At 65.1% G+C, this 10,709-nt stretch carries 8 protein-coding genes; 5 read left to right on the top strand and 3 right to left on the bottom strand.

The features are described from left to right. Positions 1-43: 43 nt before the first annotated feature. Both tyrS and AUP43_RS01580 read right to left on the bottom strand, forming a co-directional pair. Positions 44-1,297 carry a tyrosine--tRNA ligase gene (tyrS, locus tag AUP43_RS01585; protein ID WP_067551699.1) on the bottom strand — a complete coding sequence of 418 codons (1,254 nt, stop codon included), beginning with the start codon at positions 1,295-1,297 and terminating at the stop codon, positions 44-46. Between the two features lie 270 nt (positions 1,298-1,567). Next, on the bottom strand, positions 1,568-2,842 hold the full coding sequence (locus AUP43_RS01580; protein ID WP_067551696.1) for an NAD(P)/FAD-dependent oxidoreductase: 1,275 nt from the start codon (positions 2,840-2,842) through the stop codon (positions 1,568-1,570). A 113-nt stretch (positions 2,843-2,955) separates the two neighbouring features. Between AUP43_RS01580 and AUP43_RS01575 the strand changes: the two genes are divergently transcribed. Next, on the top strand, positions 2,956-4,044 hold the full coding sequence (locus AUP43_RS01575) for an anhydro-N-acetylmuramic acid kinase (protein ID WP_067551693.1): 1,089 nt from the start codon (positions 2,956-2,958) through the stop codon (positions 4,042-4,044). A 28-nt stretch (positions 4,045-4,072) separates the two neighbouring features. Here the strand turns inward: AUP43_RS01575 and AUP43_RS01570 are convergent, their stop codons facing one another. Then, positions 4,073-4,633 carry a CC0125/CC1285 family lipoprotein gene (locus AUP43_RS01570; protein WP_067551690.1) on the bottom strand — a complete coding sequence of 187 codons (561 nt, stop codon included), beginning with the start codon at positions 4,631-4,633 and terminating at the stop codon, positions 4,073-4,075. Between the two features lie 155 nt (positions 4,634-4,788). Here AUP43_RS01570 and AUP43_RS01565 point away from each other — a divergent pair, with 155 nt between their 5' ends. The 4 genes from AUP43_RS01565 (at position 4,789) to AUP43_RS01550 (ending at position 10,616) form a co-directional block, all read left to right on the top strand. Then, positions 4,789-5,517 (top strand): SIMPL domain-containing protein, encoded by a 729-nt coding sequence (locus AUP43_RS01565; RefSeq protein ID WP_067551687.1) that lies wholly within the window; start codon positions 4,789-4,791, stop codon positions 5,515-5,517. Between the two features lie 300 nt (positions 5,518-5,817). Further along, positions 5,818-7,605 carry an N-acetylglutaminylglutamine amidotransferase gene (locus AUP43_RS01560; protein ID WP_067551685.1) on the top strand — a complete coding sequence of 596 codons (1,788 nt, stop codon included), beginning with the start codon at positions 5,818-5,820 and terminating at the stop codon, positions 7,603-7,605. A 22-nt stretch (positions 7,606-7,627) separates the two neighbouring features. Then, positions 7,628-9,421, top strand: coding sequence for an N-acetylglutaminylglutamine synthetase (ngg, locus tag AUP43_RS01555; RefSeq protein WP_067551682.1), 1,794 nt, complete (start codon positions 7,628-7,630; stop codon positions 9,419-9,421). A 25-nt stretch (positions 9,422-9,446) separates the two neighbouring features. Next, positions 9,447-10,616: an osmoprotectant NAGGN system M42 family peptidase gene (locus tag AUP43_RS01550; RefSeq protein WP_067551680.1), complete on the top strand. Its 1,170-nt coding sequence runs from the start codon at positions 9,447-9,449 to the stop codon at positions 10,614-10,616. Positions 10,617-10,709 lie beyond the last annotated feature (93 nt).

The following is a 10,709-nucleotide window of genomic DNA, read 5'->3' as shown; positions in this document are numbered from 1 at the left end:
GGCGTCTCGAAGCATCGGGCGGTCTCTTGCGGCCTGGGCGGCGTTACACTGCCTTCAGCAGGACGTGGCGCTTCTTGCCGGCGGAGAGTTTCAGCACGCCGTCGGACAGGTCGGCGGCGGTCAGGGTGGCGTTCTCGTCGGCGATGGCGGCGTCGTTCAGCTTTGCGCCGCCGCCCTTGATCAGCCGTCGGGCCTCACCGTTGGAGGCGGCCAGGCCGGCCTGGCGCAACGCTTCGAACACAGCGAGGCCGGAGTCGAGCTGGGCGCGCGGCACCTCGATGGTCGGCAGGCCCTCGGCCGATGCGCCTTCCTCGAAGGTGCGGCGCGCGGTCTCCGCGGCCTCCTGCGCGGCGGCCGCGCCATGGCACAATCGGGTCGCCTCGAAGGCCAGCACCTTCTTCGCCTCGTTGATCTCCGCCCCCGGCAGCGCCTCCAGCCGGGCGATCTCGTCCAGCGGCAGCTCGGTGAACAGGCGCAGGAAGCGGCCGACATCGGCATCCTCGGTATTGCGCCAGAACTGCCAGAAATCATAGGGCGACAGGCGGTCGTCATTCAGCCACACCGCGCCATTGGCGGTCTTGCCCATCTTGGCGCCCGAGGCCGTCGTGATCAGCGGGCTGGTCAGGCCGAACAGGCTGGCATCCTCGACGCGGCGGCCCAGTTCTATGCCGTTCACAATGTTGCCCCACTGGTCGGAGCCGCCCATCTGCAACTGCACGCCGAGGCGGCGCCACAGCTCCACGAAATCGTAGGCCTGGAGGATCATGTAGTTGAATTCCAGGAAGCTCAGCGACTGCTCGCGCTCCAGGCGGATCTTCACCGACTCGAAGCTCAGCATGCGGTTGATCGAGAAATGCCGGCCGTAATCGCGCAGGAAGGAGATGTATTCCAGCTTGTCCAGCCAGTCGGCGTTATTGACCATCACCGCATCGGTCGGCCCGTCGCCGAAGGCGAGGTACTTGCCGAAGACGCGCTTGATGCCGGCGAGATTGCGCGCGATATCCTCGTCCGACAGCAGCTTGCGCGCCTCGTCGCGGAAGGAGGGATCGCCGATGCGCGAGGTGCCGCCGCCCATTAGCACGATCGGCTTGTGCCCGGTGCGCTGCAACTGGCGCAGCATCATGATCTGCACCAGCGAGCCGACATGCAGGCTGTCCGCCGTGGCGTCGAAGCCGATATAGGCCGGCACCGGTGTGCCTTTCGCCATGCCGGCATCCAGCGCCTCCAGGTCGGTGCACTGGTGCATGTAGCCGCGCTCGACGATGGTGCGAACGAAATCGGACTTCGGGCTAGCAATGGGGCTGGTCATGGCGCCACTCGGCAAATCAGGGGTTTCTGTCGGACGCGGGATGTAGCACAGGCTTGCGCACCGCGACAATCGGGGAGGCGTACTTCTTCACCCGGCCATGCCCTTCGAGACGCCTACCCCAAGTAGCCTTGGGGTAGGCCCTCAGGGCGAGGGCATGCTTGGGGCGATGACCGGAATGTAAGGTGCCCTCATGCTGAGACACCATCCAAGACACTCTTGGGTGGCGTCTCGAAGGATAAGGCCACAGGGTGTTCGACTCTACCGCTTCATCAGGTCGCGGAGCTGCCAGTACCAATAGACGGTCTGTGCGGCCAGCGGGCCGAGCGGGCCGCCGGCCATGGTGAGGCCGAAGGGCTCGAACAGGCGGTAGGTGTCGTCGCCCTGCGCGATGGCCTTCGCGACCGTCTCACCGCCGGCCGTGGTCGAGCACATGCCATGCCCGCCGAAGCAGGTATTCACCCATACGCCAGGCTCAAGCTTGCCGATCAGCGGCATCTTGTGGGTGGTGTAGCCCATGGTGCCGGGCCAGGCGACCTCCACCTTGGTGCCGGCGAGCTGCGGATAGACCTTCAACATGTCGCCCAGCATCAGGGCTTCCAGGTTCTTCGGCTGGGTCACCGCGCTGATCCGCCCGCCCCACAGGATGCGGGTGTCGGGCAAGGCGCGGTAGTAATCCGGCGCGAACCGGTTGTCGGCCACGGCATGATGGCCGCGCATCGCAGTCTTCAGCCGGTCGCCAAGCGGCTCGGTCAGCATGACATAGGTGCCGATCGGCAGGATGGACAGGCGCAGGCGCGGCAGAATCCAGCCCATATAGCCGCTGGTGCAGAACACCACCTGATTGGCCTTCACCACGCCCTTGGCGGTGGCGATGCGCTTCACCTCGCCTTTGAGGTCGAGCGATTTGACCGCGCTGTTCTCGTAGATGCGCACGCCCAGCTTTTCCGCCGCCGCCGCGGTGCCGCGGGTGAAGTTCAGCGAATGGAAGTGAAAGCTGTTCGGATTGTAGATCGCGTCGTAATAGCGCTTCGAGAGATACAGCTCGCGGATCTTGGCGCGCGGCCAGAATTCCAGCTCGGTCCCGAAGGTTTCGTTCATGAAGGCGATGTTGCGCTTCAGCTCCTTCGGCCGGTCGAACCAGGAGATGTTCAGCTTGCCCGGAACCAGCGGCCCGCACGGCATCTCATACTGCTCAATGCGGCGGCGGATAATGTCCATCGCCTCCACCGTCAGCCCGTATAGCGCCTTGGCGTTCTCCGTGCCCACCTTGTCGATCAGCGCGGCGGGCGCGCGGGAATAGCCGGGGGAGACGAAACCGCCATTGCGCCCCGACGCGCCGAAGCCGACCTGTTTTTCTTCCAGCACCACGACGTTGGTGATGCCGCGCTCCGCCAGCCCCAGCGCGGTGGCGAGGCCGGCCATGCCGCCGCCAATAATGCAGATATCCGCCTGCGCCTCCCCCTCCAGCGCCGGGCGGCGATGGTCGTCGGCGAGGGTGCGGCTGTAATAGCTGTCGACGTAGGTCTGGCTCATGGCCGGCAGACTATCCGAACTGCGGCCCGTTGGGGAAGCCGGGTTGCGCGCTGGGTTGCACGTTGCGGCATATCGCCGTTAGATGGCAGCCATTCTTAATCTATGGAGCGACCATGCCCGTGCTGACCGCAATCGGCCTGATGAGCGGCACTTCCCTGGACGGCATCGACGCGGCCCTGCTGCGCAGCGACGGCGAGCGACAGGTCGAGATCGGTCCCGCCCTGACGATACCCTACGATCCTGAATTCCGGCAGCGCCTGCGCGGCATATTGGGCGCGCCGGCTGGGGCCGACATCGCCGGCGTCGAGCGCGAGTTCACCCTGCGCCACGCCGCCGCCGTGCACAGCCTGCTGGAACAGGCCGCTATCCCGCCATCCGAGGTTGATCTGATCGGCTTTCACGGTCACACCATCCTGCACCAGCCGACACAGGGGCTGGCCGGCAAGGGGCGCACCTGGCAGATCGGCGATGGCGGGTTGCTGGCGCGCGAGACCGGCATCGCCGTGGTGAATGATTTCCGCAGCGCCGATGTGGCGGCCGGCGGGGAGGGCGCGCCCTTCGCGCCGATCTTCCACGCAGCGCTCACCGAGGATCTGCCGCGCCCGCTGGCGGTGCTGAATCTGGGCGGCGTCGGCAATGTCACCTGGATCGGCGCGGACGGCGTGTTGTTGGCCTTCGATACCGGCCCGGCCAACGCGTTGCTCGACGATTGGGTGCTGCGCCATACCGGCCAACCCTATGACGAGGGTAGTCGCCTGGCGCGCGCCGGTGTTGCGGACCGGGTGCGCATCGATACCGTGCTGGAAGGGCCGTACTTCGCGCGCAAGCCGCCGAAATCGCTGGATCGCGACGATTTCTCCGCCAGCCTTGCCGAATCCTTGAGCCTGGAGGATGGGGCGGCGACTCTGACCGCGCTCACGGTCGCCTGCATCGTCAAGGCCGCCGACTGGTTCCCGGCGCCGGCGGCGATCTGGATCGTCAGCGGCGGCGGCCGGCATAATCAGTTGATGATGGAAAGCCTGGCCGCCGAGTTGGGCGTGCCGATCCGCAGCATGGAGGATATCGGCTGGGATGGCGACGATGTGGAGGCCCAGGCCTTCGCCTACCTCGCCATCCGCCACAAGCTGGGATTGCCCCTCAGCTTCCCCGGCACGACCGGAGTGCCGGCGCCCACCCTCGGCGGGGTGCTGCACCGGCCGTAAGCCTTAGCAAGCGTGCCGCCTGGGGGGCTCAGCCCGCCTGTTGCGGGCGTTGCACGTAGGGGCTGAGATTCTTGATGATTTCGCGGGCGTCGAAGGATTTGGGGTCGTTCTTCGGCGTCGGGCCCTTGAAAATCAGGATGTCGGCATAACCGCGATAGCTGCTCTGCGCATAGGTGGACGTATTATAGCCCATGCCATAGCCGAAGCCGCCATAGCGGCGCATGCCATACAGCCCGTAGCTGCCGGGCCAGGGGTCATATTGCTGGTAATAATCGGTAACCCGCTCGATTTCCTTGTCTGCCAGCACGAAATGGTCGCCGTCCTTTTGCAGCGTCAGCTCGGCGGCCCGGTAGAGCAGGTAATTCTCCACAATCTCGCGGCCGGTAACCTGGTTGCCGGCGAAGGTGACGCGGAAGCGGTTGGCCTCCAGCTGCTGCTCGGCAAAGCCGGTCGAGGTATCGAGGCGCGGCTTGTACGGCGTCGGCTGCGCGCACGCGGCCAGCAGGACGAGCGCGCCGCCGGCCAGCGCCCAGCGCATCGTCCGGCTGATCGGGCTTGTCGTCCGCATCGTCTGCGTCAGGTTTTGCATCTCACACTCCAGCAACTGCGAATTACTCGCATATAATATCATAGGGTGCGACCATGGCTTTCCTATGGCTGAAAATATATGGGGCGTCCCCGGAAGCGTCACAATCGCGTGATAGGTAAACGCATAGAGCTTCCTTTTCCGTCACGAGTATCGCCATGCCCCTTTCCGCCCGCCCGGTCGTTCTGCTTGCCGCCGCCGCCATTCTGGGAACCGGCTTCGCGCTGGGCGGCTTTGCCGTCGGCAAGGGCTTCAGCGATAGCCGTCTGGGTGACCGTTACGTCACCATGAAGGGGCTGGCGGAACGCGACGTGCAGGCCGACCTGGCGCTGTGGCCGCTGCGCTTCACCGCCACGGGCAACGAGCTGGCCGAGGTGCAGGGCAAGATCGAGGCCGATGTCGCGGCGGTGATCGATTTCCTCACCTCCGCCGGGCTGCCGGCCGAGGCGGTGCAGCGCCAGCGGCTGGAGGTCACCGACATCCAGGCCAACCCTTATCGGCCGGAAGGCGTGCGCGACCGCTTCATAATCGCCCAGACCCTGCTGGTGCGCACCGAGGATGTCGACAAGGTGGTCGATCTGTCGCGCCGCGTCGGCGAGTTGGTCAGCCGCGGCGTTGTCCTGGGCGAGGGGGTGGCCCCGCGCTACGTCTTCACCCGGCTGAACGACGTCAAGCCGGAGATGATCGCCGCCGCCACGCAGAATGCTCGCGAGGGGGCGACCCAGTTCGCTGCCGATTCCGGCTCCAGCGTTGGCGCCATTCGCAAGGCCAGCCAGGGCGTGTTCCAGATATTGCCGCGCGACGACGGCATGCCGTTCGACGAATCGGCGACGGTCGAGAAAAAGGTGCGCGTGGTCTCGACAATAGAATATTACCTGGCTGACTGATGAGCCGGAAAAACAGCACCCCATTACCTTGAATTATCGATAAGGCGAACAATATAGGGCTTGAACGGCCGTGGCGGCAGGCAATCCTGCCCGTGATGCGGCTTTATCGACCTATCCCTTCGATCCTCAAGATCGCCCACCTATTCCTATGAAAAATCTGTGACGGACGCAGCGATGCGATTTCCGGCAATTTGCATTTTCCGAACGCCTTCTGACAGCGCTCGATTATTGCCTTTATCTCAGAACATCACCGCGTCTCATGCGTTTCTAAGGATCGAGAACAAGACGGAGAGCAGATAGATGTGTGGCATTGCCGGCGAGATCCGGTTCGACGACCGACGCGCTTCCTCCACCGCCGTATCGGCGATGACGGCGGCGCTCGCACCCCGAGGACCCGACGGCGAGGGCATATTCCTGCAAGGCCGCGTGGCGCTGGGCCATCGCCGGCTGAAGATCATCGACCTGTCGGAGCGCGCGCAGCAGCCGATGGTCGATAACGAGCTGGGCGTCACCATCGTCTTCAACGGCATCATCTATAATTACCGCGAGCTGATGGCCGAGCTGGAGGCCAAGGGCTACCGCTTCTTCTCCACCGGCGATACCGAGGTGGTTCTGAAGGCGTTTCACGCCTGGGGGCCGGATTGCGTGAAGCGGTTCCACGGCATGTTCGCCTTCGCCGCCGTCGAGCGCGACAGTGGCCGCGTGACCATCGCCCGCGACCGGCTGGGCATCAAGCCCTTCTACTATGCCGAGACCGACAAGAGCTTCCGCTTCGCTTCCGGCCTGCCGGCGCTGATCGCCGCCGCCAAGGCGACGGGCGAGGCGCTGGATACCGATATCGACCGCACGGCGCTGCATCATTACATGAGCTTCCATGCCGTCGTGCCGGCCCCATATACGATCCTGAAGGGCATCCGCAAGCTGCCGCCGGCGACCGTAATGGTCATTGAGCCGGATGGCAGCCGGAAGGAAGAACGCTACTGGGCGCCGGATTTCGTGCGCCGCGCCGACGAGGCCAATCTCAGTTTCGAGGATTGGCAGGAAAAGACGCTGGACGCGCTGACGCTGGCGGTGAAGCGCCGGCTGGTGGCCGACGTGCCGGTTGGCGTGCTGCTGTCCGGCGGGCTGGATTCCAGCCTGGTGGTGGGCTTGCTCGCCAAGCTGGGCCAGCAGGATCTGAAGACCTTCTCGGTCGGCTTCGAGACGGTCGGCGAGGAGCGCGGCGATGAGTTCCAATATTCGGACATCGTGGCCGAGCATTTCGGCACCGATCATCACCAGCTTTTCGTCGATTCCTCCCGCGCCCTGCCGGAGCTGGCGAACTGCATCCACGCCATGGCCGAACCGATGGTCAGCCACGACGCCATCGGCTTCTACCTGCTGTCGCAGGAGGTCGCCAAGCATGTGAAGGTGGTGCAGAGCGGCCAGGGGGCGGACGAGGTATTCGCCGGCTACCACTGGTACCCGCCGCTGATGAGCAGCAACGATGCGGTCGGCGATTATTCCCGCGTGTTCTTCGACCGGACCCATGCGGAATTCGCCGAGGCGGTCGACCCGCGCTTCGTGAACGGCAATGCCAGCCTGGATTTCGTCACCCGGCACATGGAAGCGGCGGGTGCCGATACGGCGGTCGACAAGGCGCTGCGGCTGGACACCACGATCATGCTGGTCGACGACCCGGTGAAGCGCGTCGACAACATGACCATGGCCTGGGGCCTGGAGGCGCGCGTGCCTTTCCTGGATCATGAGCTGGTCGAGCTGGCGGCCCGGATCCCGCCCGAGATGAAGGTCGAGGGCGATGGCAAATACGTGTTGAAGGAAGCCGCCCGCAAGGTGATCCCGGCCTCGGTGATCGATCGGCCGAAAGGGTATTTCCCGGTGCCGGCGCTGAAATATCTGCGCGGCCCTTTCCTGAAGATGGTCGATGACGCGCTGCATTCCCCACGCGCCAGGGAACGCCAGCTCTTCAACCCGGCTTATATCGATACGCTGCTGGCCGACCCGGATGCGCATCTGACCCCGCTGCGCGGCTCCAAGCTGTGGCAGTGCGGCCTGCTGGAATTGTGGTTGCAGTCGCACGGTGTCTAATAAGCGCCCAGGAGAGGGAAAGATGATACAAGCCGCCCGCGTGCCCGCTCAACGCCGCGTCCGGAACGTCTCCGAACGGTTGCAGCGGCATACCGCCGTCAGCGTCCGCGAATCGAGCCGCCAGGGCGAACGTCGCCAGGGCGAGGATTGGCCGGTCAATGTCAGCATCGATTGCGGCTGGGGCCAGCTGATCTTCGCCCACACCTTCACCGACGCCCAGGCGCTGGTGCAGGTGCTGCGCGAGGAGCCGTCCGGCCGGCGCGATATCGCTTTCTATGTGCACGAGCCGCATGTGCTGCTGGCCAAGGCCCCGCAGGCGCTGTTCCTGGACCCGTCGCACACCTATCGGCTGCAGATGAGCGGCTATCGCGCCTCTCGCCGCCGGCCGAAGGGCTTTGCCGTGCGCCGCCTGCGCACCCTGGCCGACGCCCAGGCGGTGAACGACATCTACGCCGCGCGCGGTATGGTGCAGGTCGAGCCTTCCTTCCTCTGGGGCAACCGGATGAAGAAGCACCTCACCTTCCTGGTCGCCGAGGATATGGCGACCGGCAAGGTGGTCGCGGCGGTGACCGGCATCGACCATGTGAACGCCTTCAAGGATCCTGAGAACGGCAGCAGCCTGTGGAGCCTGGCGGTCGATCCGCAGACCGCCTATCCCGGCGTCGGCGAGGCGATGGTGCGCCATCTGGCCGAGCATTTCGCGGCGCGTGGCCGGGCCTACATGGATTTGTCGGTGATGCACGACAACGACCAGGCCATCGCGCTTTATGAGAAGCTGGGCTTCCAGCGCGTGCCGGTGTTCGCGGTGAAGATCAAGAACACGATCAACGAACGGCTGTTCGTCGGTCCGCCGGTCGAGGAGAAGCTGAACCCCTACGCCATGCTGCTGGTTGACGAGGCGCGCCGGCGCGGCATCGGCGTCGAGGTGCTGGACGCCGAGGGCGGCTTCTTCCGGCTGATTCATGGCGGCCGCTCGATCCTGTGCCGCGAGAGCCTGTCGGAGCTGACAACGGCCGTCGCCATGAGCCGCTGCGACGACAAGGCGGTCACCCGGCGGCTGATGGAGAAGGCGGGGTTGCGCGTTCCAGCCCAGCGCACCGCCGGTGATCTTGAGGCCGATATCGCCTTCCTGAAGGAGCATGGCGCCGTCGTCGTGAAGCCGGCGCGGGGCGAGCAGGGGCGCGGTATCAGCGTCGATGTGCGCGGCGTCGAAGCGCTGAAGAGCGCCATCGAGCTGGCCCGGCGCACCTGCGAGACAGTGCTGATCGAGGAACTGGTGAAGGGCGACGATCTGCGCCTGGTCGTCATCGGCTTCAAGGTGGTGGCGGCGGCGATGCGCCGTCCGCCCTGCGTGACCGGCACCGGCCAGCACACGGTGGAGCAGCTGATCGAAAAGCTGAGCCGCCGCCGCGCCGCCGCCACCGGGGGCGAAAGCCATATCCCGATGGATCTGGAAACCGAGCGCTGCGTGATGATGGGCGGCTACGAGCTGGACAGCATCCTGCCGGAGGGCGAGACTCTTCTGGTGCGCAAGACCGCCAATCTGCATACCGGCGGCACCATCCATGACGTCACCGACCGGCTACACCCCAAGCTGGTGGAGGCCGCGGTGAAGGCGGCGCGGGAGATTGACATTCCCGTCGTCGGCATGGATTTCATCGTCACCCGGCCGGAAGAGCCGGACTATGCGATCATCGAGGCGAACGAGCGGCCCGGCCTCGCCAATCACGAGCCGCAGCCGACGGCGGAACGCTTCATCGATTTGCTGTTCCCGCAGACGGCCATCGACCGCTGGCCGCCCAAGGACATGCGATAAATCTACGAAACAATAAGAGGAAAGCATGATCAAGCCGACCATCGATATGGGCTACCTGAAGAGCGTGCTGTGGGAACTGCTGTGCATCCCCAGCCCGAGCGGCTTTACCGATCAGGTGGTCCGGTTCGTCAGCGGTGAGCTTGAGAAGCTGGACATCAAGTACGAGCTGACGCGGCGCGGCGCGATCCGCGCCGACATGCCCGGCCGGCAATACAGCCCCGACCGGGCGCTGGTCAGCCATCTCGACACGCTGGGCGCCATGGTGAAGAACCTGAAGCCGAACGGAAGGGTGGAGCTGGTGATGATCGGCCATTGGTCGGCCCGCTTCGCCGAGGGCGCGCGCGTTACCCTGTTCACCGACGAGGGGGCCTATCGCGGCACCATCCTGCCCTTGAAGGCGTCCGGCCATACCTTCAATACCGAGATCGACAAGCTGCCGGTCGGCTGGGATTACGTTGAGCTGCGCATCGACGCCCAATCCGACAGCCGGGAGGATCTGGTGCGGCTGGGGGTGAATATCGGCGATTACGTCGCCATCGACCCGCAGGCCGAATTCCTCGATAGCGGCTATATCGTCTCCCGGCATCTGGACGATAAGGCAGGGGCGGCGGTGATGCTGGCGGCGGCCAAGGCGATGGTCGACAACAAGCTGCAATTGCCGGTCGATTGCCATCTGCTGTTCACCATCTCGGAGGAGGTGGGGTCCGGCGCGTCCGCCGTGCTGCATGGCGATGTGTCGGAGCTTGTCAGCATCGACAATGGCACCACCGCGCCGGGGCAGAATTCGCGCGAGACCGGCGTCACCATTGCCATGAAGGATCAGACCGGGCCGTTCGACTATCATTTGACCCACAAGCTGATCCGGCTGGCGAAGGAACATTCAATCCCGCATCAGCGCGACGTATTCCGCTATTACCGCTGCGACGGGGCCGCGGCGGTGGAGGCTGGCAATGACATCCGCACCGCCTTGCTGACCTTCGGCATCGACGCCTCGCACGGCTATGAACGCATCCATGAGGACGCTCTGGAATCGCTGGCCGAGCTGGTCGCCGTCTATATGCAGAGCGAGCCGGCGGTGAAGCGCGACGCCGAGCGCATGGGCTCCATCGAGGGCTTTCCCGAAAGCCAGGGCGCCGGCGTCGACCCCGCCCTCCTGCCGCATCCCATCGGGCCTGGGGTTTCAGAAGACCGCTGACTCTTCACGCTTCGTCCCTTATGAGAGCGGCGCTATTTCCCCCCTTCGCCCGGGCAGGGGAGAGGGACGCGGAGACTTGGGCGTAGCCCTAGT

It is taken from the genome of Oceanibaculum pacificum, from assembly GCF_001618175.1.
In the GTDB taxonomy this organism is placed as follows: Bacteria; Pseudomonadota; Alphaproteobacteria; order Oceanibaculales; family Oceanibaculaceae; genus Oceanibaculum; species Oceanibaculum pacificum.
Note: the sequence above shows the minus strand (reverse complement) of the source record. Positions and strands in the feature narration are given on the sequence as shown.

What these genes read in the sequence shown, in the direction of transcription:
- AUP43_RS01575 (WP_067551693.1), top strand. Translation starts at nt 2,956, where the DNA reads ATGCCCGTGCTGACCGCAATCGGCCTGATGAGCGGCACTTCCCTGGAC.
- AUP43_RS01580 (WP_067551696.1), bottom strand. Translation starts at nt 2,842, where the DNA reads ATGAGCCAGACCTACGTCGACAGCTATTACAGCCGCACCCTCGCCGAC.
- ngg (WP_067551682.1), top strand. Translation starts at nt 7,628, where the DNA reads ATGATACAAGCCGCCCGCGTGCCCGCTCAACGCCGCGTCCGGAACGTC.
- AUP43_RS01550 (WP_067551680.1), top strand. Translation starts at nt 9,447, where the DNA reads ATGATCAAGCCGACCATCGATATGGGCTACCTGAAGAGCGTGCTGTGG.
- AUP43_RS01560 (WP_067551685.1), top strand. Translation starts at nt 5,818, where the DNA reads ATGTGTGGCATTGCCGGCGAGATCCGGTTCGACGACCGACGCGCTTCC.
- AUP43_RS01570 (WP_067551690.1), bottom strand. Translation starts at nt 4,633, where the DNA reads ATGCAAAACCTGACGCAGACGATGCGGACGACAAGCCCGATCAGCCGG.
- AUP43_RS01565 (WP_067551687.1), top strand. Translation starts at nt 4,789, where the DNA reads ATGCCCCTTTCCGCCCGCCCGGTCGTTCTGCTTGCCGCCGCCGCCATT.